The sequence below is a fragment of the Ruegeria meonggei genome (genome assembly GCF_900172215.1).
GTDB classification, from domain to species: Bacteria; Pseudomonadota; Alphaproteobacteria; order Rhodobacterales; family Rhodobacteraceae; genus Ruegeria; species Ruegeria meonggei.
Genome location: NZ_FWFP01000006.1, coordinates 136,340 through 156,029, shown reverse-complemented (window position 1 = coordinate 156,029; position 19,690 = coordinate 136,340). Strand labels below are relative to the sequence as shown.

The 19,690-nt window shown below is 58.5% G+C and carries 20 protein-coding genes; 8 read left to right on the top strand and 12 right to left on the bottom strand.

The window, feature by feature from the left end:
• Positions 1-6 precede the first annotated feature (6 nt).
• Positions 7-789, bottom strand: coding sequence for a zinc-ribbon domain-containing protein (locus tag RUM8411_RS11880; RefSeq protein ID WP_085822929.1), 783 nt, complete (start codon positions 787-789; stop codon positions 7-9).
• Between the two features lie 183 nt (positions 790-972).
• Here RUM8411_RS11880 and RUM8411_RS11875 point away from each other — a divergent pair, with 183 nt between their 5' ends.
• The 4 genes from RUM8411_RS11875 to RUM8411_RS11860 are packed head-to-tail and all read left to right on the top strand — an operon-like array spanning position 973 to position 3,878.
• On the top strand, positions 973-1,650 hold the full coding sequence (locus RUM8411_RS11875) for a cell division ATP-binding protein FtsE (RefSeq protein ID WP_085822928.1): 678 nt from the start codon (positions 973-975) through the stop codon (positions 1,648-1,650).
• On the top strand, positions 1,647-2,546 hold the full coding sequence (locus RUM8411_RS11870; RefSeq protein WP_085822927.1) for a cell division protein FtsX: 900 nt from the start codon (positions 1,647-1,649) through the stop codon (positions 2,544-2,546). The genes RUM8411_RS11875 and RUM8411_RS11870 overlap by 4 nt, the downstream gene beginning before the upstream one ends.
• Complete coding sequence (locus RUM8411_RS11865; protein WP_085822926.1) at positions 2,546-3,286, top strand: lysophospholipid acyltransferase family protein; 741 nt, start codon at positions 2,546-2,548, stop codon at positions 3,284-3,286. The genes RUM8411_RS11870 and RUM8411_RS11865 overlap by 1 nt, the downstream gene beginning before the upstream one ends.
• Positions 3,273-3,878, top strand: a complete 606-nt coding sequence (locus tag RUM8411_RS11860; protein ID WP_085822925.1) for a pyridoxamine 5'-phosphate oxidase family protein — start codon at positions 3,273-3,275, stop codon at positions 3,876-3,878. The genes RUM8411_RS11865 and RUM8411_RS11860 overlap by 14 nt, the downstream gene beginning before the upstream one ends.
• A 9-nt stretch (positions 3,879-3,887) precedes the next feature.
• Here the strand turns inward: RUM8411_RS11860 and RUM8411_RS11855 are convergent, their stop codons facing one another.
• Positions 3,888-4,481, bottom strand: coding sequence for an NAD(P)H-dependent oxidoreductase (locus tag RUM8411_RS11855; RefSeq protein WP_085822924.1), 594 nt, complete (start codon positions 4,479-4,481; stop codon positions 3,888-3,890).
• A gap of 85 nt (positions 4,482-4,566) precedes the next feature.
• Between RUM8411_RS11855 and RUM8411_RS11850 the strand changes: the two genes are divergently transcribed.
• Both RUM8411_RS11850 and RUM8411_RS11845 read left to right on the top strand, forming a co-directional pair.
• A complete protein-coding gene (locus tag RUM8411_RS11850) occupies positions 4,567-5,160 on the top strand; it encodes a TetR/AcrR family transcriptional regulator (RefSeq protein ID WP_234995203.1) in 594 nt (197 codons plus the stop codon).
• Between the two features lie 192 nt (positions 5,161-5,352).
• A complete protein-coding gene (locus RUM8411_RS11845) occupies positions 5,353-6,219 on the top strand; it encodes a sterol desaturase family protein (protein ID WP_159453886.1) in 867 nt (288 codons plus the stop codon).
• 50 nt (positions 6,220-6,269) lie between these two features.
• On the opposite strand, the gene lpdA is transcribed toward RUM8411_RS11845, so the two are convergent.
• The 9 genes from lpdA to mdh form a co-directional block, all read right to left on the bottom strand.
• Positions 6,270-7,658 carry a dihydrolipoyl dehydrogenase gene (lpdA, locus tag RUM8411_RS11840; RefSeq protein WP_085822921.1) on the bottom strand — a complete coding sequence of 463 codons (1,389 nt, stop codon included), beginning with the start codon at positions 7,656-7,658 and terminating at the stop codon, positions 6,270-6,272.
• 72 nt (positions 7,659-7,730) lie between these two features.
• Positions 7,731-8,000: a hypothetical protein gene (locus RUM8411_RS11835; RefSeq protein ID WP_085822920.1), complete on the bottom strand. Its 270-nt coding sequence runs from the start codon at positions 7,998-8,000 to the stop codon at positions 7,731-7,733.
• Positions 8,001-8,002: 2 nt separating this feature from the next.
• The gene (gene odhB, locus RUM8411_RS11830; RefSeq protein ID WP_085822919.1) at positions 8,003-9,517 is read right to left on the bottom strand and encodes a 2-oxoglutarate dehydrogenase complex dihydrolipoyllysine-residue succinyltransferase; all 1,515 of its coding nucleotides are present in this window, start codon (positions 9,515-9,517) and stop codon (positions 8,003-8,005) included.
• Between the two features lie 2 nt (positions 9,518-9,519).
• Positions 9,520-12,477 carry a 2-oxoglutarate dehydrogenase E1 component gene (locus RUM8411_RS11825; protein ID WP_085822918.1) on the bottom strand — a complete coding sequence of 986 codons (2,958 nt, stop codon included), beginning with the start codon at positions 12,475-12,477 and terminating at the stop codon, positions 9,520-9,522.
• A complete protein-coding gene (locus RUM8411_RS11820) occupies positions 12,474-13,016 on the bottom strand; it encodes a DUF805 domain-containing protein (RefSeq protein ID WP_085823039.1) in 543 nt (180 codons plus the stop codon). Before RUM8411_RS11820 ends, RUM8411_RS11825 begins: the two co-directional genes overlap by 4 nt.
• Positions 13,017-13,479: 463 nt before the next feature.
• Positions 13,480-14,361, bottom strand: a complete 882-nt coding sequence (gene sucD / locus RUM8411_RS11815) for a succinate--CoA ligase subunit alpha (RefSeq protein ID WP_085822917.1) — start codon at positions 14,359-14,361, stop codon at positions 13,480-13,482.
• Positions 14,362-14,385: 24 nt separating this feature from the next.
• Positions 14,386-14,952: a hypothetical protein gene (locus tag RUM8411_RS11810; RefSeq protein WP_085822916.1), complete on the bottom strand. Its 567-nt coding sequence runs from the start codon at positions 14,950-14,952 to the stop codon at positions 14,386-14,388.
• Positions 14,953-14,958: 6 nt separating this feature from the next.
• Positions 14,959-16,152 (bottom strand): ADP-forming succinate--CoA ligase subunit beta, encoded by a 1,194-nt coding sequence (gene sucC, locus RUM8411_RS11805; RefSeq protein WP_085822915.1) that lies wholly within the window; start codon positions 16,150-16,152, stop codon positions 14,959-14,961.
• Positions 16,153-16,474: 322 nt separating this feature from the next.
• On the bottom strand, positions 16,475-17,437 hold the full coding sequence (gene mdh, locus RUM8411_RS11800) for a malate dehydrogenase (protein ID WP_085822914.1): 963 nt from the start codon (positions 17,435-17,437) through the stop codon (positions 16,475-16,477).
• A gap of 161 nt (positions 17,438-17,598) precedes the next feature.
• Between mdh and RUM8411_RS11795 the strand changes: the two genes are divergently transcribed.
• The gene (locus RUM8411_RS11795; protein ID WP_085823038.1) at positions 17,599-18,354 is read left to right on the top strand and encodes a sulfite exporter TauE/SafE family protein; all 756 of its coding nucleotides are present in this window, start codon (positions 17,599-17,601) and stop codon (positions 18,352-18,354) included.
• Here the strand turns inward: RUM8411_RS11795 and RUM8411_RS11790 are convergent.
• Positions 18,351-18,650: a hypothetical protein gene (locus tag RUM8411_RS11790; protein ID WP_085822913.1), complete on the bottom strand. Its 300-nt coding sequence runs from the start codon at positions 18,648-18,650 to the stop codon at positions 18,351-18,353. The two genes, RUM8411_RS11795 and RUM8411_RS11790, sit on opposite strands and share 4 nt — an antisense overlap.
• Positions 18,651-18,829: 179 nt before the next feature.
• Here RUM8411_RS11790 and RUM8411_RS11785 point away from each other — a divergent pair, with 179 nt between their 5' ends.
• Positions 18,830-19,687: an HpcH/HpaI aldolase/citrate lyase family protein gene (locus RUM8411_RS11785; RefSeq protein ID WP_085822912.1), complete on the top strand. Its 858-nt coding sequence runs from the start codon at positions 18,830-18,832 to the stop codon at positions 19,685-19,687.
• Positions 19,688-19,690 lie beyond the last annotated feature (3 nt).

The following is a 19,690-nucleotide window of genomic DNA, read 5'->3' as shown; positions in this document are numbered from 1 at the left end:
AACCGGTCAGTTCTGCGATGTGCCCGAGGTTTGCGCCTCGAGCCACACGCGCGCCTGATCCACGAACGACACATAAGACTGCAGGACCGGGTCGGCCTGAGGCACGGCCTCACTGATCTGACGTGCGTTGCTGTAAACCAGCAGCAAGACGATGCCGATGATCACGATCAGCGCTAAACCGCGCATAAAGCCGCCTGATTTGCGTGGCGCAGGCTGAGACGCGTCAGACTGCGCCGGGGCATCGTCACCACGTAGACTGGAATTGATCGCCTCGACATCCGGCAGCGCGTCGCCCTGACCGGCATCGGCCGAGGTTTCGGAGGCCCTCAGATCCTCGACCGGGGGTTTTGGGTCGGGTTCGGGTGGTGTATCCAACGCCAGATCGGGCTGGCTTTCCAGACTGCCACCTTCCTGCGCGCGCAGCTCGGATTCTCTGGCGGCTTCTTCGCGCAGGATGCCGGCCACTGCCGGATCAACACTTCCAGTCGCGGCAGGTTGCTGCGCGGGGGCCTCCGGCTCGGATTCCGGCTCAGGCGCGGCCTCTGGGGTCGGCTCGGGCTCGACGCTGACCTCTGGTGTCGGCTCGGGTGGGGTCTCTGGTATTGGATCAGGCTCTGCCGGGGTTTCTTCGGCGACCGGCGCTGCGGGTTGGGCTTCCGCTGCATCCGGGTATTTGGCCTGGAACCAGGTTTTCTCGCAGTTCGAACACTGGACGTCGCGGCCTTCCTCTGGGATGACCTCGTCTGGAACCTCATACTGAGCGCTGCAATTCGGACAAGTAAGACGCATGCTGCCTCCCGGTCGGGAAGCCGACCTGATAATTGTTTTTTCAAGGATGATATTCGGTTAAGACCCGACAGCAAAGGGTGTTTTCGGTTTCACGGTCCAAGTGTCGCCAATTCGACCCGGTGCAGGCATTGAAACCACAACCGCGCTCGGGCAAGAAGGGCGGCAACAAGAACGGGGGCCCCTGTGATCGAGCTGGAAAACGTCAGCTACACCTATGGCGGTGGAGAGTTGCTGAGCAATGTGTCGCTGCAACTGCAACCGGGGTCGTTCCACTTTCTGACCGGCCCGTCGGGGGCGGGAAAGACGACATTGCTCAAACTGTGCTACGGCGCACTTTTGCCGACCTCAGGCCGGCTCAGCGCGTTTGAGGAAGATATCGCCCGTCTGGACCGCGATCAAATGGCCTTGCTGCGCCGTCGGATCGGTGTGGTGCATCAGGATTGTCAGTTTCTGGACCACATGACGCTGGCAGAAAACGTATCCTTACCGATGATGGTGTCCGGGCGCGGGGAAACAGCCCAGAAAGACGATTTGACTGAATTGCTTGGTTGGGTCGGGCTGGGGACGCGGCTGGATGCGCTTCCGCCGGAATTGTCGGGGGGCGAGCGTCAGCGTGCCGCTTTGGCCCGTGCGGTGATCCTGTCGCCCGATGTGGTGCTGGCGGATGAACCCACCGGCAATGTGGATTGGGAAATGTCCCAACGTCTGTTGCGCCTGTTGGTCGAGCTGAACCGCATGGGCAAGACCGTGTTGATCGCCACCCATGACCTTAGCCTGATCCGCGCGGCCAAAAGCCAGGTGCAGGCCCGGGTCCTGCGCATCTCGCAGCGTCAGATACAATTGGCGGGGGCGGATTTATGAGCCAGGGCACAATCCGAGGCCTTCTGAAACGTGACGCGCGCGCCGACCGGGTTGTGCCACCCACCGGCTATACCGCGCATCTGACCCTGTTCGTGTCCGGTGCAATGGCATTTCTGGCCGTGTTTGCGTTGGCGCTGTCGCTGGCTTCGGGGCGGTTGGCGGATCGCTGGGGCACCGAATTGGCCGGGGCTGCCACCCTGCGCATCAACGCTCCTGCGGAACAGCTTGCTGCGCAGACCGAGGCGGCCCTGACGGTGCTGGGGCAAACCCCTGGTGTCGCGTCGGCCCGAGCGTTGACGCGTGAAGAACAAGCTGCCCTGCTGTCCCCCTGGTTCGGTTCGGATCTGCCGCTGGACACGTTGCCCATCCCGCAACTGATTGAAATCATCGAAGGCGACCCCGGTCTTGACGCTGCCGGGCTACGCCTGCGGCTCGGGGCCGAGGTGCCCGGCGCGGTGCTGGACGACCACACCCGTTGGCGCGAGCCCTTGGTCGAGGCCGCTATGTCCCTGCGACGGCTGGGATGGATCTCGATCCTGCTGATCGGTGGGGCGACGGCGGCGATGATTACTCTGGCTGCCAATGCCTCGCTGGCGGCAAATGCGCAGATCATCGAAGTCCTGCGTCTGGTCGGCGCCCGTGACCGTTTTATTGCCCGCGCCTTTGTGCGTCGCTTTACCTACCGTGCCTTTTTTGGCGCGGTTGTTGGAGTTCTGTTGGGCATGACCAGCGTTCTGCTATTGCCCGAAGCCTCGGACGAGGGCGGCTTCCTGACCGGATTGGGCTTTCAGGGGATTGGCTGGCTATTACCTGTGCTGATTCCATTTCTGGGCGCGGCGGTGGCCTTTCTGGCCACATGGACTGCCGCAAGCCGTAAGTTAAAGGAGCTGTCCTGATGGCCACAGCGATTCAATGGGTTCGCTCACTGATCTTCATGATTGTGATCTATGCGTGGATGCTGATCCTTGGTGTTCTATTTGCCCCATACGCTCTGCTCACGAAACGAGGGGCCCTGCACGCGTGCAAGACCTATGCGCGGACCACGATGTGGCTGGCCAGCTGGATGGTCGGTATCCGCTGTGAGGTGCGCGGCGCGGTTCCGGTTGATGAGGTTGTGATCGGCGCCAAGCACCAGTCCTTTCTGGACATCATCATGATCTTTGACGCCATCCCCCACGGCAAGTTCATCATGAAGCGAGAGCTTCTGTGGACCCCGGTCATCGGAATGTATGCCCGTCGTCTGGGATGTATCCCGGTCGATCGCGGCAAGCGAGGCGCTGCGGTTGCTAAGATGGTCAAGGACGTGGCCAAAGAGTTCACGGAACCCGGCCAGCTGGTTATCTATCCGCAGGGCACCCGCGTCGCACCGGGTGTGCGCAAACCCTACAAGATCGGCACCGCCGTTTTGTATGAAGGGCTGGGGTTTCCCTGTGTGCCGGTGGCCACAAATGCCGGGGTGTTCTGGCCGCGCACAGGTGTCTTGCGCAAACCCGGTCTGGCGATTGTCGATTTTCTGGACCCGATTGAATCGGGTGTCGGGCGTGATGCGTTTCTGGCACGGCTGGAGGATGCGATCGAAACCCGGTCTGATGCCTTGATGAAAGAAGTGGGGTTTGATCCGGATGGAGTTCATTGAAGACATCGATACGCTCGAGGGCTTGTACGGCACACCCGGCGCACCCTCTTTGCGCAAGGTGGCGCATGGGCTGACCCCGCTTTATCGCAAGTGGATCATGGCCTCGCGGCTGTGTATCCTCAGCACCGTGGGGCCAGAAGGCGTCGATGGCAGCCCGCGCGGCGATGATGGCCCGGTGGTGCTGGAGCATGACGCCAAGACGCTGGCCTTGCCCGATTGGCGCGGTAATAACCGGTTGGATTCTCTGCGCAATATCGTTCGCGACCCGCGCGTGTCCTTGATGTTCATGGTGTCGGGATCAAACACGGTGGTGCGGGTGAACGGAACCGCCCGGCTGACCGCAGATGAAGACCTGCGTGCCCGGTTCGAAAAACAGGGCAAGCAGCCTGCGACCGTGATTTTGATCGACATTGCCGAGGTCTATAGCCAATGCGCCCGCGCCCTGATGCGCGCCCGGACATGGACCAGCGGGGATGAATCCGCGCTGCTTCCGACCGTCGGCGAGATACTGGCCGAAGCGTCGGATGGGGAAGAAGGCGGCGCGCGCTATGACCGGGATTGGGGTCCGCGCGCCGAAAAGACGATGTGGTAGGTCAGGCGATTAAACCGCTGCAGCACCGATCTTGGCCACCCGGGATATCCAGCGCTCGACACTGCCGGGTTTTGGATAGCTGGCACCTGCAAAATAGGTGAACCGCGTTGGCTTGAAGCCGACAAACCCCAAAATCTGATCCCGTACCTGGCGGATTAGAGCCTGCCGATAAATCAGTCGCATAAACCACCCCGGCGTGTCGGAAGTCAGAATGACGCGCGCCGTACGTCCGGTCAGCATTGGGGCTGGCAGGCCGATCTTTGTTGTGTTTCTCGTGTCGAAAGTGCGTCCGGGGATGAACATCCGATCGATCAGGCCTTTCAACTTGGCCGGAAGGCCGCCCCACCACATCGGCGTTGTCAAGACCAGATGGTCGCTCCATTCGAAGTCCTGCAGCACGGTTTCCAGCGCTGGTTCAAGCGGTTTGAAGTCGTGATAGTTGCCCTGGCCAAAATCATGATCGAACTGCAAATCACTGAGGTGAACTAGTCGGACTTCGTGCCCGTTTGCGCGGGCTGCATCGCCATAGGTCTGGGCAAACACGCGGGACAGGCTGCTTTCGGCCGGGTGGCCGTCGAGGATGAGGATTTTCTTGGGTTGCATCAGGATTCTCCAAAAATGACCGTGGTCAGTTTATAGAATCAATAAATGACCACGGTCAATAAAAATTTGACCATGGTCAAAAAGCATGCAAATTAGCCTTATGGAAAAGACGGTTCAAAAGCGCACACTAAAAACCCGGGCTCGACTGATTGCAGCGTCCGAGGAGGTCATCCAAAGGGGCGGATACAGCGCCCTGCGGGTCGAAGATGTCGTACAGGTCGCGGGCGTTGCCAAAGGGACATTCTTTGCGCATTTCCACGACAAAGATGCGCTGATGGAAATTCTGATGGCCGAGAAACTGAATGCCTGCTTTGATCAGGCACAGGCGGGGGAAGCACCAAAAACCGTGACGCAGATCATCGTGGCGATGGAACCTGTCCACAGCTTCATGACCTCCGAGCGCTATGTTTTTGATCTTCTGATTCGCTATTCAGGTGCAGCTGCCGTCGCAGAAATCGGTCCGATTGCCTATTGTTTCGAAAGGTACTTTCGCGTCTTGATGACATGGCTTGAGACGGCCGATGTCCGTCAGGACGTGGCACCCGAGCTGCTTGCCGAAGGGGTGCAGGCCTTTGCTATGCAGGCTATGTCGCTGAAATTCTGTGCATTGCACAGCTCGCAGAGCTTTCAGGGCCGGTTGGAGGTTTACCTGCAAGCCTGGTTGACCCCGACGGCTTAGTCCCCAGGGCAACAACTTGGTTGTGGACCCGACAGCACCCTACCTGACGTGAAAAAGACAACTATTGGATGGGATAAGCAACGGTGATGCCACATTTTGACTATCTAGAAACCATCTCGTAGGACCAATGTCGCGCGGTGGTTAGGATAGACGAAAAAAACGGAGATATTGACGCAAAAGTTGAAGTCCTTTGTGGACTCATTTCTCGACCATGTGATGCGGGTGGTCGCATACCCGGTGGACCCCAACAACCGTATTTTTGCCCTCTATTTGCTGAGCTCGCTGGTGATTGTGTTTGCGATCTATTTGGTCAAGCGTCGCAAGTCCGATGAGGCAGACGGCGAAAGCAGTTTTGTCGGCTGTCTGTTCCCAAAAAGAGTTTGGAGCCACCCATCAGCCTGGCTGGATGTTCGTTACTTCTTTTTTCACCAGTTTATTGGGCATTTCCTGATGCTTGGTCTGTTCGCCGGGCCAGCAGCTCTCGCCTGCAGCTGGACAATTGGGGAGGTCAGTGTCCACGACCCGTCTGCAGCGCAGCCACTGGTCAGGTGGAAAGGTACCGTCGTTGCCTTTGTCTACAATGTTGGCATCGGAATGGGATCCGGTGCAGTCGCTGGCCTCTTCTTTAATATGATGGGCTACGCGCCCAGCTTGCCGTCCCTGTTAGGGGTTCCGATCTTGATGTTCCTGTTCAACGTCGTTGGATACAACTTGCGTCATTCCCATGTTTGGCTGCGATGGCCCGGTGTTTGGTCCAAGGTGTTCCCGTCACCCGCGCACCACCACGTTCATCACAGTTGCCATCCCAATCATCTTGATAAGAATTTTGCCTTCATGTTTCCACTTTGGGACGTGCTGTTTGGCACTTACATCATGCCTGAGGACAATAAAGACGTGAAATTTGGTGTGACCGAGAAAGATCGCGGCAATGAATTGGACACCTGCGTGAATCTGTACGTTAATCCGTTCAAGGACGCTTGGCGCTTGTATCGGCCTAAAAGACAATCGACTGCAGAAACGCACGCAGAAGAAGAAATCAACCACCATCCTGCGGAATAATCAGAGGATTCACGGGCGGCACAGGTGAAAACCCCGCCGCCCGGTGTTACTCAGCTGTGGATCGGGCCGTCGCCGCAGGCCAGCGCGGCCTCGCGCACGGCCTCGGAATAGGTCGGGTGGGCGTGACAGGTCAGGGCCAAATCCTCGGCCGAGGCACCAAATTCCATCGCCACGCAGACTTCGTGGATCAGATCACCCGCTGCTGGGCCGATGATATGCGCGCCCAGAATACGGTCAGTCTCTTTGTCGGCGAGGATTTTGACGAACCCGTCAGCTGCAAAATTTGCCTTGGCCCGACCATTGCCCATGAACATGAACTTGCCGACCTTATAGGCGCGACCCTGTTCCTTGAGCGTCGTCTCGGTTTCACCCACATTGGCAACCTCGGGCCATGTGTAGATTACACCCGGAATGACGCCATAGTTCACGTGACCATGTTTCCCGGCGACCTGTTCAGCCGCGGCCATGCCCTCATCCTCGGCTTTGTGGGCCAGCATCGGGCCTTCCGTGACATCACCGATGGCGTAGATGCCCGGCACGTTGGTCTGCCAGTCGGCACCCACCTTGATCTGACCGCGCGGTGTCATTTCGACACCCAGAGCGTCCAGACCCAAACCGTCTGAGAAAGGCTTGCGCCCGGTCGCAACCAGCACCGTATCGGCGTCGATCACGTGTTCACTGTCATCCTTGAGCAGCTTGTAGGTGACCTTGGCTTTGGTTTTGGTTGCCTCGGTCTTTTGCACCGCAGCACCCATGACGAATTTCAAACCCTGTTTCTTGAGGATACGCTGAAACGTCTTTTGCACCTCGGGGTCCATGCCTGGCGTGATTTCCTTGAGGAATTCGATCACAGTGACCTCTGCCCCCAGTCGCTGATAGACCGAGCCTAGTTCCAGTCCGATCACACCCGCGCCGATGACGACCATCTTTTTGGGGATTTTGCCCAGAGACAACGCGCCGGTCGAGGTGACAACAACCTTTTCATCCACTTCAACACCGGGCAACGCAGCAGGTTCAGATCCGGAGGCGATGATGATGTTCTTGGCTTCGTGCACGTCGTCGCCGACCTTGACCTGACCGGCAGCCGGGATTGATCCCCAACCTTTCAGCCAATCGATCTTATTTTTCTTGAACAGAAACTCGATGCCCTTGGTGTTGCCTTCGATTGTTTCTTCTTTGTAGGCCTGCATCTGTTTCCAATCGACCGAGGGGCTTTTGCCCTTCAGACCCATTTTGACAAAGTTATGCTCGGCCTCATGCAGCTGGTGGCTGGCATGCAGCAATGCCTTGGAAGGGATGCAGCCGACGTTCAGGCAGGTTCCGCCCAACGTCTCGCGCCCTTCGACAACGGCAGTTTTCAGTCCCAGCTGGGCACAACGGATGGCGCAGACATAGCCGCCCGGGCCTGCTCCGATTACGATGACGTCATAATTTGCCATTTCAGTCTCCTAAACCCCGAGGAGTTAAACATATACGGGCGGCCGACAAAAACAGGTCGCCCAAAATTTCGGTTAAGCCGGTTTCAACAGCTTGATTTCGACATGAGCGACACCGCCACGTTCGTGATAAAGCGCCATGGCCTCAGACTCCAAAAAGGTCTCGGCCTTACCCAGATCGGTGATCTCGAACATGGCAACGGCGTGATTGGCGCGATCGGGATCGCGCCAGACGTGAAGATCCTTGATACCCGCCGCCTTTCGCAAGGTCTGATCCTCGCGAAACACTTTCAGCCAGACATCAAAATCGGCCACATCGGCCTGCCAGAGTACATGTGTTGCCATGGTCACAAGTCCATCAGCAGGCGGCGTGGATCTTCCAGCGCCTCTTTCACGCGGACAAGGAAGGTCACCGCGCCTTTGCCATCCACGATCCGGTGGTCATAGGACAGGGCCAGATACATCATCGGGCGGATGACAACCTGACCGTTGATCGCCATTGGTCGGTCCTGAATCTTGTGCATCCCCAGAATGCCCGATTGCGGAGGGTTCAAGATCGGCGACGACATCAACGAGCCGTAGACACCACCGTTCGAGATGGTGAAGGTGCCGCCCTGCATTTCGTCCATGCTCAGCTTGCCGTCGCGGGCGCGTTTGCCTTTCTCGGCGATGGCTTTTTCAATTTCGGCAAAAGACATACTGTCGGCATCGCGGATCACTGGCACCACAAGGCCAGTAGGGGTACCAGCGGCGACACCCATGTGAACGAAGTTCTTGTAGACGATGTCGGTGCCGTCAATCTCGGCGTTGACCTCGGGAACCTCTTTCAGTGCGTGACAGCAAGCCTTGGTGAAAAAGGACATAAAGCCCAGTCGCACGCCATGCTTCTTTTCAAACTGGTCCTTGTACTGGTTACGAAGGGCCATCACCTCGGTCATATCCACCTCGTTGTAGGTGGTCAGCATGGCCGCGGTGTTCTGGCTGTCTTTCAGACGCTTGGCGATGGTCTGGCGCAACCGGGTCATCTTGACCCGCTCCTCGCGTGCCGCATCCTGAGCGGCAACTGGTGCGCGCGGGACTTGGGCTGCGGGGGCAGGCGCTGCTGGTGCAGGTGCCGGAGCAGAGGCGGTTGCTGCCGCCTTGGCCACGTCTTCTTTCATGATCCGACCGTCGCGGCCGGTGCCGGTGACCTGATCAGCTGACAGCCCGGCCTCGGCCATGGCCTTCTCGGCTGAGGGGGCGTTTGCCACGTCTTTGCCACCGACCGAGTCGCCACCGTTTGCCGGTGCAGCGACTGCTGCCGGGGCGGAAACCGACCCTGCCGCCGCGCCCGAGATCACGGCCAGTTTGGCTGTCGCGTCCACCGTTGCGCCTTCTGGTGCCACGATTTCCGCCAGAACACCCCCGGCCGGGGCCGGAACCTCGACCGAGACCTTGTCTGTCTCCAACTCACAGAGCATCTCGTCCTGCGCGACGCTGTCGCCGACTTGTTTAAACCAGGTCGATACGGTTGCCTCGGTCACGGATTCACCCAAAGTGGGCACCATGACGTCAACGCTGCCGCCGGATGCTGCCGCCGGGGCGGGGGCAGGTGCCGCTGAGGCCGGCGCCGGAGCAGCCCCTTCGCCCGCCGCGATCGTCGCCAACAACGCATCAACCCCAACGGTTTCACCTTCGGCGGCGACAATTTCACCCATCACACCAGCTGAAGGTGCGGGCACTTCGACGGTGACTTTGTCGGTCTCAAGCTCACACAGCATCTCATCTACAGCGACTGCATCGCCGGGCTTTTTGAACCAGGTTGCAACTGTGGCTTCGGTAACCGACTCGCCCAGCGTGGGAACACGAACTTCAATGGACATCATTACTTTCCTTCAATGCTCAGCGCTTCGTTCACCAGCGCTTCTTGTTGGGCTTTGTGTTGGCTGGCCAGACCCGTCGCGGGCGAGGCCGAAGTGGCGCGACCGACATAGCGGGGCCTTGTGTGTTTGGCCTTAATGCGGGTCAGAACCCATTCGATATTCGGTTCGATGAACGACCAGGCCCCTTGGTTCTTGGGCTCTTCCTGACACCAGATGATCTCAGCACCCTTAAAGCGCTCAAGCTCGTTGATCAGCGAATGCGCGGGGAAGGGGTAATACTGTTCGATCCGCATCAGGTAGACATCGTCGATACCCCGGGCATCGCGTTCTTCCAGCAGGTCGAAATAGACTTTGCCGGAACACATCACGACCCGTTTGACCTTGTCGTCCTTAACCAATTTGGTGTCCGAATTGCCCTGCTGTGCGTCATCCCACAGCACCCGGTGGAAGCTTGACCCGGTGGTGAATTCCTCGGTCTTGCTGACGGCCAATTTGTGGCGCAGCAGTGATTTCGGGGTCACCAGGATCAGCGGCTTGCGGAAGGTGCGGTGCAGCTGACGGCGCAGGATGTGGAAGTAGTTCGCAGGCGTCGTGCAGTTGGCCACGATCCAGTTATCCTGACCGCACATCTGCAGGAACCGCTCCAGACGCGCGGACGAGTGTTCAGGACCTTGCCCTTCAAACCCGTGGGGGAGCAAGCATACCAGACCGGACATGCGCAGCCATTTGCTTTCGCCCGAGCTGATGAACTGGTCGAACATGATCTGCGCGCCGTTGGCAAAGTCACCAAACTGCGCCTCCCAAAGGGTCAGGGCGTTGGGTTCAGCCAGCGAGAACCCATATTCAAAGCCCAGTACAGCATATTCGGACAGCATCGAGTCGATCACTTCGTATTTCGACTGCCCTTCGCGGATGTTGTTCAGCGGATAATACCGCTCTTCGGTTTCCTGGTGGATAAAGCCTGAATGACGCTGGCTAAAGGTTCCCCGCGTCGCATCCTGCCCGGACAGACGCACAGGGTACCCTTCGGTCAGCAGCGCGCCGAAGGCCAGCGCCTCACCCGTTGCCCAGTCGAATCCGGTGCCATTGTCGAACATCTGTTTCTTATGATCCAAAAGCCGCGCGACAGTCTTGTGAACCGTAATGTCTTTGGGCGCGTGGGTCAGGGCATTGCCGATCTGGGCCAGGGTCTCGGGCGTGATCGCGGTGTCACCGCGCACGTAGTCATCCTTGTTCTTGTCCAGATGCGACCAGCGCCCGTCCAGCCAGTCGGCCTTGTTGGGTTTGTAATCCTTGCCGGCCTCAAACTCATCATTCAGATGGGCCTGGAAGGCGGCCTTCATATCCTCGATCTCGCCCTCGGGGATCAGACCATCTTTGACCAGCCGGGCGGTGTACAAAGACAGCGTGGTCTTGTGGGTCTTGATCTTCTTGTACATGATAGGGTTGGTGAACATGGGCTCATCGCCCTCGTTATGCCCGAACCTGCGATAGCAGAAGATATCCAGTACCACATCCTTGTGAAACTTCTGCCGGAACTCGGTTGCCACCTTGGCGGCGTGAACCACCGCTTCAGGATCGTCGCCGTTTACGTGGAAGATCGGCGCTTCGACCATCAGAGCGATATCGGTGGGGTAGGGGCTGGAGCGGCTGAAATGCGGCGCGGTGGTGAACCCGATCTGGTTGTTCACCACGATATGCATGGTGCCGCCGGTCCGATGACCTTTCAGCCCGGACAGACCGAACCCTTCGGCTACAACTCCTTGACCGGCAAAGGCTGCGTCGCCATGCAGCAGGATGCCCATGACCTTGGTGCGGTCTGTATCACCGATCTGATCCTGCTTGGCGCGCACTTTACCGATGACTACAGGGTTTACGGCCTCAAGGTGGCTGGGGTTTGCCGTCAAAGACAAGTGAACCGAATTGCCATCAAACTCGCGGTCACTGGAGGCGCCGAGGTGGTATTTAACATCGCCCGATCCATCGACATCCTCTGGTTTGAAGCTGCCGCCCTGGAATTCGTTGAAAATGGCGCGGTATGGCTTTCGCATCACATTGGCCAGGATGTTCAGACGGCCTCGGTGTGGCATGCCGATGACGATGTCGCGAACCCCCAGCGCGCCACCGCGCTTGATGATCTGCTCCATCGCGGGGATCAAAGCCTCACCCCCGTCCAGGCCAAACCGCTTGGTGCCCATGTATTTGACGTGCAGGAACTTCTCGAATCCTTCGGCCTCGACCATCTTGTTCAGGATAGCCTTGCGGCCTTCCTTGGTGAACGCGATTTCCTTGCCATACCCTTCGATCCTCTCCTTCAGCCAGGCGGCTTCTTCGGGGTTCGAGATATGCATGTATTGCAGCGCAAAGGTGCCGCAATAGGTACGTTTTACGATGTCGACGATCTGCCGCATCGAGGCCATCTGCAGGCCCAGAACATTGTCGATAAAGATCGGGCGATCCATATCCGCGTCAGAAAAGCCGTAGGTCTTAGGGTCCAGTTCCGGATGATTGCTGGCTGCCCGCATCCCCAGCGGGTCCAGATTGGCGGCCAGATGGCCTCGAATACGATAGGCCCGGATCAGCATCAGCGCTCGCAGGCTGTCCAGCACGGCCCGTTTGATCTGGTCCTCGCTGACTGCAACGCCCTTGTCAGCCGCCTTGTCCTTGATCTTTTTGCCTGCTGCCTTGGCGTCGATCTCTGCCCATTCGCCAGTCAGCGCACCGGTCAGATCATCGGATGGCATCGGCGGCCAGTCGGTGCGCGCCCAGGACGGCCCTTCGGCCTCACGCTGAACGTCCGGCGTGGCATCGCCCATCGCCCGGAAGAACTCGGCCCAGGCGGCATCCACCGCGCCAGGATCCCTTGTGTACTGGGCGTATAATTGCTCCAGATATTCGGCATTGTGCCCTTGCATAAAGCTTGAGGCATGAAAGGCAGAGTTGGGCGAGTGTTCGGTCATTGGGCTACCTCATATGGGTTGGGACCGTATTGGTTGGGGCCTGGTTGGCTGGGGCGGGTCAGCCACCAGAACACCAGAAGGGGCGACACAAACAGAACCAGAAGTGTCGGAAGAACAATAAGCAGGGTGGCGCGCGTGAACAGAATGTCCAGATTGCCACCATGCTGGAAATGTGAGGCGAGGCCGATGCCAAAGACCAGAACCGCACCAGCGCCAAGGATCAGCAGGATCGGCAGCATGGCATAAAAGCCGCTGCGCCCAGTATCATGCATCCGACGCCACGCGACGGCCAAATGCGGGAAGAACACGATCAGGCTGACGATGCTTTGCACCGGCTGGTTTGACGTTGCGGTGACTTGTTTGACTTCATCGGTCTGCGTCGTGGCGACCTGAGTGAAGAACTGCCAATCGATGACCCCGGCGATAAAGCTCCAGATCACGATGAACAGAAAAAAGAACCAGTATTCGGGCCGTGAGGCGCGGCCCGAAAAGGTGAAGAACTTGGCGAAACAGGTGCGGATGGCATCAGAGAAGGTCATCTTCATAACCCGCAGACTATGCTGGCGCGTTGATGGTCTCGCAATCTGTCAATAAATGTCGGCTCCAACTCTGAGACAACCGGAGTGTCGCCACAAAGCCGTCTGCCAAACGAGAACAATCCATCTGAAGAAACTAGACCTGGATCATAGGACACAATGTTCGGGTCACTTGGGAAATCGACCAAGACCACTCTGATTCCGTCTGGCGCCGTTTCCTGAGCCGAGCGTTCTGGAAACGACGCGCCCCAATGAATCAATGCGAGGAAGCCGGCTAAGAGACAGCACAGAAGGCTTATGATCTTGAGAATTCTCATCTCGGATGTCCCGCCCGGCGGCATCGCCGGGCAGCGCCCGACCGCCCCGTTTTGCCGAAGGCAAACCAAAGATTTGACGACCGGGCGCTTCGCACCCACCCGCGGTCGAGCGCTGCCCTCAGCACATATGTGCTATGTGCAATCACTGTTTACCCAATCGCTTCCAGCACGGCCTCACCCAGCTGCGCCGGGCTTTCGGCCACGACGATGCCGGCTGCGCGCATGGCTTCGATCTTGTCTTCGGCACCGCCTTTGCCACCGGCGACGATGGCACCCGCGTGGCCCATGCGGCGGCCCGGAGGGGCTGTGCGGCCTGCGATGAAACCGGCGGTCGGCTTTTTGCGGCCCTTCTTGGCCTCATCCGCCAGAAACTGCGCGGCTTCTTCTTCGGCCGAGCCACCGATCTCACCGATCATGATGATCGACGCGGTCTCGTCATCTGCCAGGAACCACTCCAGCACGTCGATATGCTCGGTGCCTTTGATCGGGTCGCCGCCGATGCCCACACAGGTGGACTGGCCCAGACCCACATCGGTGGTCTGCTTGACGGCCTCATAGGTCAGCGTACCCGAACGTGACACCACGCCGACCGAGCCGCGCTTGTGGATGTGGCCGGGCATGATGCCGATCTTGCAGGCGTCTGGCGTGATGACACCGGGGCAGTTCGGCCCGATCAGGCGCGAGCTTGAGCCTTCCAGCGCGCGCTTCACCTTCATCATATCCAGAACCGGGATGCCTTCGGTGATGCAGACGATCACCTCCATCTCGGCATCAATCGCTTCGAGGATCGAGTCAGCCGCGAAGGGCGGCGGCACATAGATCACGCTGGCGTTGGCTTCGGTCACGTGCTTGGCCTCGTGGACCGAGTTGAACACGGGCAGGTCAAGATGCGACATCCCGCCTTTGCCAGGGGTCACACCGCCGACCATCTTGGTGCCATAGGCGATGGCCTGTTCAGAGTGGAATGTGCCCTGCGAGCCGGTAAAGCCCTGACAGATCACTTTGGTATTTTCGTCGATGAGGACTGCCATTTGAGGAGTCTCCTGTGTTTTATGTTAGTTCGTAGCGAGTTCGAAGAACTCCAAATCTGTGATTCGACCGGGTGCGTTTGCAGATTGTCCAGCAAGCAGCGCATAGTACTTAGCTCCATTCTGATAGACGCCTGACAGTTCGGACATCTTGAACGGAGTGTCTCGCGGTGGCTCATACTCTTCAACAAACCGAAAGCCGTTCTTTGCCAGTGCGCTGGAGATCGGCTGTTGTGCGTCGTTCAACCAAAGGCCTTCAATCCGTACAGCGCAATAACTGCGATTGGATTTGAGCCGACCTTGCACGCGTGCTCCGACCTTTAGATAACCCACTTCTTCTATGTATTGCTGATCCACGAACTCGCCTCCGGGGAAGGTTCCGTTCGAGTTGCTCGCAATTTTGTGGGCGACTCTATACTTGTCGAATACGATCAGAGCGTTTTTGCGTGTAGCGTTGGGCGCGATGCAAGCTTCGACAAAAGCAGCAATTCCGTCGTCGGGCCGTTGGCCCGATTTGAATGCGCTGCTGCCATCTGTCGTAGTTTGACAGGCTGCGACTAGAAATGCGCTGACTACTGCAATTAGGCTACGCACTGGAACTCAACCCTTAACCGCCTTCACGATCTTCTCGGCACCGTCTTTCAGGTTGTCTGCCGCGATCACGTCCAGGCCTGAGGTGTTGATGATCTCTTTGCCTTTCTCGACATTCGTGCCTTCCAGACGCACGACCAGCGGAACCTGCAGGCCGACCTCTTTCACCGCGGCGACAACGCCCTCGGCAATCACATCACAGCGCATGATGCCGCCGAAGATGTTGACCAGAATGCCTTTGACCTGCGGGTCCGAGGTGATGATCTTGAACGCTTCAGTGACTTTCTCTTTGGTCGCGCCACCGCCCACGTCGAGGAAGTTGGCAGGCTCGGCCCCATAGAGCTTGATGATGTCCATCGTCGCCATCGCCAGACCGGCACCGTTCACCATACACCCAATCTCACCATCCAACGCGATGTAGTTCAGGTCGTATTTCGAGGCTTCCAGTTCCTTGGAATCCTCCTCGGTCGTGTCGCGCAGTTCTGAAATATCCGGGTGGCGGTACATCGCGTTGCCGTCAAAACTGACTTTGGCGTCCAACACCTTGAGGTCGCCACTGTCGGACACGATCAGCGGGTTGATCTCCAGCATCTCCATATCCTTCTCGACGAAGGCGGCATAAAGCTGGCTCATCAGTTTGACGCATTGCTTGACCTGCGCGCCCTGCAGGCCCAGCGAGAATGCGATGCGGCGGCCGTGATAGGCCTGATAGCCCGTCGCAGGATCAACCGAGAAGGATAGGATTTTCTCAGGCGTGGCCGCAGCCACCTCTTCGATGTCCATGCCGCCTTCGGTCGAGCAGACGAAGGAAATGCGGCTGGTTTGGCGGTCCACCAGCAGAGCCAGGTACAATTCGGTTTCGATGCCAGACCCGGCCTCGATATAGATGCGGTTGACCTGTTTGCCTGCGGGGCCGGTTTGATGGGTGACCAACGTGCGGCCCAGCATCTTCTTGGCTTCCTCAGACGCTTCCTCGACCGATTTGGTCAGACGGACACCGCCTTTTTCACCGGCGTCGGCTTCTTTGAAAGACCCCTTGCCGCGCCCGCCCGCATGGATTTGTGCCTTAACGACCCAAAGGGGCCCGTCCAGTTCACCGGCTGCAGTTTTGGCTTCTTCGGCGCGCAGCACTGCGCGTCCTTCGGAAACCGGAGCGCCATAGCTGCGAAGAAGCGCTTTGGCCTGATATTCGTGAATGTTCATCGAAACTGTCCCGTTTGACTACGATTAGACCGATATAGAGGTGTCTACGGGGCAATAATAAAGGCTTTTTTGACGCAAAAGCAGTTTTTCACGAAGATTTTCACTATTTGTGATCACAGGTTTTTTTGGTGTGATCACAAAGCGAAGCGGGAATGCTGATTGATTCGATTTTTGGCGAAGGGGCGGTCGAAAACACATTCATAAAAGGCATTTGCGACGTTTGCGCCAACATCTCCGACCACGTGCATCTGCAATATCGGGATGGGACAAAAGAAAAACCGGCCCGCATTGGGGCCGGTTTCATGTGTCAGATCTGAAGATATCAGGCCAGCGAGTTGTCGATGCCTTTGCAGGCCTCGATCAGGCCCTTCACGGCGTTAACCGAATTGTCGAAACCGGTTTGTTCTTCTTCGTTCAGGGTGATGTTGACGATCCGCTCGATCCCGCCGGCACCGATCACGGTGGGTACGCCCACATACATGCCTTCGACACCCAGTTCGCCGTTACAATAGGCGGCACAGGGCAGGACGCGCTTTTGGTCCTTCAGATAGGCTTCAGCCATTTCGATCGCCGAAGTGGCAGGCGCATAGAAGGCCGAGCCGGTTTTCAGCAGGCCAACGATCTCAGCGCCGCCGTCCCGGGTGCGCTGTACGATAGCGTCCAGCTTCTCCTGCGTGGTCCAGCCCATTTCGACCAGATCGGGCAGCGGGATGCCTGCAACGGTCGAATAGCGCACCGATGGCACCATGGTGTCGCCGTGGCCGCCAAGAACAAAGGCGGTGACGTCGCGCATGGAGACGTTGAACTCTTCCGACAGGAAATGCGCGAACCGGCCCGAGTCTAGAACGCCTGCCATGCCGCAGACCTTGTTGTGGGGCAAGCCAGAAAACTCGCGCAGCGCCCAGACCATCGCGTCCAGCGGATTGGTGATGCAGATGACAAACGCGTCGGGCGCGTTGGCAGCGATGCCTTCGCCGACCGACTTCATGACTTTCAGGTTGATGCCCAGCAGGTCGTCGCGGCTCATGCCGGGTTTGCGCGGGACACCGGCGGTAACGATACAAACGTCGGCGCCTGCGATGTCTGCGTAGGATTGCGTGCCCTTCAGAGATGCGTCAAACCCTTCGGAGGGACCGGATTCGGCGATATCCAGCGCTTTGCCTTCCGGTGTGCCCTCGGCGATGTCGAACAGAACGACGTCCCCAAGTTCTTTCATTGCTGCGAGGTGGGCGAGCGTGCCGCCGATCTGACCTGCGCCGATCAGCGCGATCTTGGGTCTGGCCATTTGGAATATCTCCGGTCGGTTTTGAAATCGCGGTTTTGCTAGTCGCTAAATGGCCGTGGCGCAAGGGTCCAGCGGCGCGGCATGCAACCGCATACCGTTTGCGCTGATCCCGCTGATTGCGCTAAACCGCTTGTGAGACAGGCCTATTCATGGGACGCCGCATGTTCGAACTGACCCCGATGTTTTTTGTTGTGGCGATCCCTGCAGTGATCTTTGCCGGTATCTCGAAGGGTGGGTTCGGCTCGGGAGTGGCGTTTGCGTCTTCGTCGATTCTGGCGCTGATCCTCACACCGGGACAGGCTTTGGCGCTGATGCTGCCGATTCTGATGGTGATCGATGTGGCCACGCTGGGCCCCTATTGGAAGCGTTGGAGCTGGCCGGATGCACGCCTGCTGATGCTTGGGGCTGTGCCGGGCGTAGTCTTGGGGGCGTGGCTGTATCGTGTGACCGATGATGACTTGCTGCGCCTATTGATCGGGGGAATCTCTGTCGGATTTGTGATCTGGCACTTTGCGCAAAGCAACGGGTGGATTCGCGGTTTCACCAAAAAATTGCCACCGCCTGCGGGATTGTTTGCGGGGCTGGTCGCAGGGTTCACCAGCTTTGTCAGCCATGCCGGAGGCCCGCCCGCAGCAGTTTACCTGCTGTCACAACGCCTGTCGAAGACCGAGTTTCAGGCCACTACGGTGCTGGTTTTCTGGGTCATCAATGCCGCGAAATTTGTTCCCTACGCCTATCTGGGTCTGTTTACATGGCAAACCGCTTGGGCCGATCTGCTGCTGACCCCGTTTGCAATCCTAGGCGCGTGGCTGGGCGTCCGGGCGCATTTCATGCTGTCCGAACGCCTGTTCTTTGCGATCGCTTATGTGTTGCTGACGCTGACGGGCAGCAAGCTGATCTGGGACGCCTTGACTTAGGTGTTGGGCGGTAGAGCCTCTGCCATCGTCTCGTAAGCCTGACCCGAGGCCACAAGACAGGTCATCCCGTCCGGCAGCGTCACAGTAATTGTCCAGCTTCCGGTCTGGTCCGAGGCGAAAACCTCCACCACAGCGCCTTGCCGGGCTATGCCGATGCCCCGGCGTGTCTCGCCGTAGGTTTCGGTCAGCCTGTTGACTACATCACTGCGCGGTGCGCAGTTTTGGGCGTGAACCTGTTGCGCGGCCAGAACCATGATTCCAAGGCCCATCGTCATCTTGAACAGCGTGTTTTTCATCTGCGACCCTTTTCGATTCCATCTGGCAAACAGGGTGCGGGTCCCGGACCGATATCCGGTTAAGGTAACGCACGTTGCGTCGCAAAGAGCTTAAATGCTGCAATGCGGCGATTTTGCGCTTGAACTTTCCAACAAAAAATGCCCCATTCCGCGCAACATTATTTCAACGAGAGTAGCCAATGGATCCCCGTCAGCGCCCTTATCGCTCCGTTCTCTACATCCCCGGCTCCCGTGACCGGGCACTGGACAAGGCACGTACCTTGCCGGTGGACGCCATCATTTTTGACCTCGAAGACGCCGTGTCCGCAGATGAAAAGGGCAACGCGCGCGAGACGCTTAAGACGGCGCTGGCAGCCGGTGGCTACGGGTCGCGGGTCAAGATCGTGCGGATCAACGGGCTGGATACTGAATGGGGCAGCGCCGACGCCGAAACCGTGCGCGACATGGGTGCCGATGTGGTCCTGCTGCCCAAGGTGAACTCTGCTGCGGACGTTGATGCGCTGGCTGAGATCACGGGCGAAATTCCGATCTGGGCGATGATGGAAACGCCGCGCGGGATGCTGAACGCCGCCGAGATTGCAGCACACCCGCTGATGGCGGGCTTTGTCATGGGCACAAATGACTTGGCCAAGGAACTGCAGACCCGGTTCCGCCCTGATCGCCTGCCGTTGCAGACGTCTCTGGGGCTGTGTTTGCTGGCCGCCAAGGCCGAGGGGCTGATCGTCGTCGACGGGGTCTATAACGCGTTCAAAGACAGCGAAGGCCTGGCTGCTGAATGTGCGCAGGGTCGCGACATGGGTTTTGATGGCAAAACCCTGATCCACCCGGCGCAGGTCGAAGTGACCAACGCTGCCTTCGCGCCTTCGGATGCGGAAATTGATCTGGCCCGCCGCCAGATCACCGCTTTTGAAGAGACCGAGGCGCAGGGGCAGGGCGTCGCGGTTGTCGATGGCAAGATCGTGGAAAACCTGCACGTTGCAACCGCCCGCGAAATTCTGGCAAAAGCAGAGGCAATTACAGCTTTGCAAGCGGGGTAAGCC

Excerpts from the sequence above, each read along its gene's own strand:
- lpdA (WP_085822921.1), bottom strand. The coding sequence starts at position 7,658 with ATGGCAAATTATGACGTCATCGTAATCGGAGCAGGCCCGGGCGGCTAT.
- RUM8411_RS11860 (WP_085822925.1), top strand. The coding sequence starts at position 3,273 with ATGGAGTTCATTGAAGACATCGATACGCTCGAGGGCTTGTACGGCACA.
- RUM8411_RS11835 (WP_085822920.1), bottom strand. The coding sequence starts at position 8,000 with ATGGCAACACATGTACTCTGGCAGGCCGATGTGGCCGATTTTGATGTC.
- RUM8411_RS11850 (WP_234995203.1), top strand. The coding sequence starts at position 4,567 with ATGCAAATTAGCCTTATGGAAAAGACGGTTCAAAAGCGCACACTAAAA.
- RUM8411_RS11820 (WP_085823039.1), bottom strand. The coding sequence starts at position 13,016 with ATGACCTTCTCTGATGCCATCCGCACCTGTTTCGCCAAGTTCTTCACC.
- sucD (WP_085822917.1), bottom strand. The coding sequence starts at position 14,361 with ATGGCAGTCCTCATCGACGAAAATACCAAAGTGATCTGTCAGGGCTTT.
- RUM8411_RS11795 (WP_085823038.1), top strand. The coding sequence starts at position 17,599 with ATGTTCGAACTGACCCCGATGTTTTTTGTTGTGGCGATCCCTGCAGTG.
- odhB (WP_085822919.1), bottom strand. The coding sequence starts at position 9,517 with ATGTCCATTGAAGTTCGTGTTCCCACGCTGGGCGAGTCGGTTACCGAA.
- mdh (WP_085822914.1), bottom strand. The coding sequence starts at position 17,437 with ATGGCCAGACCCAAGATCGCGCTGATCGGCGCAGGTCAGATCGGCGGC.
- RUM8411_RS11790 (WP_085822913.1), bottom strand. The coding sequence starts at position 18,650 with ATGAAAAACACGCTGTTCAAGATGACGATGGGCCTTGGAATCATGGTT.
- sucC (WP_085822915.1), bottom strand. The coding sequence starts at position 16,152 with ATGAACATTCACGAATATCAGGCCAAAGCGCTTCTTCGCAGCTATGGC.
- RUM8411_RS11880 (WP_085822929.1), bottom strand. The coding sequence starts at position 789 with ATGCGTCTTACTTGTCCGAATTGCAGCGCTCAGTATGAGGTTCCAGAC.
- RUM8411_RS11865 (WP_085822926.1), top strand. The coding sequence starts at position 2,546 with ATGGCCACAGCGATTCAATGGGTTCGCTCACTGATCTTCATGATTGTG.
- RUM8411_RS11785 (WP_085822912.1), top strand. The coding sequence starts at position 18,830 with ATGGATCCCCGTCAGCGCCCTTATCGCTCCGTTCTCTACATCCCCGGC.
- RUM8411_RS11870 (WP_085822927.1), top strand. The coding sequence starts at position 1,647 with ATGAGCCAGGGCACAATCCGAGGCCTTCTGAAACGTGACGCGCGCGCC.
- RUM8411_RS11825 (WP_085822918.1), bottom strand. The coding sequence starts at position 12,477 with ATGACCGAACACTCGCCCAACTCTGCCTTTCATGCCTCAAGCTTTATG.
- RUM8411_RS11855 (WP_085822924.1), bottom strand. The coding sequence starts at position 4,481 with ATGCAACCCAAGAAAATCCTCATCCTCGACGGCCACCCGGCCGAAAGC.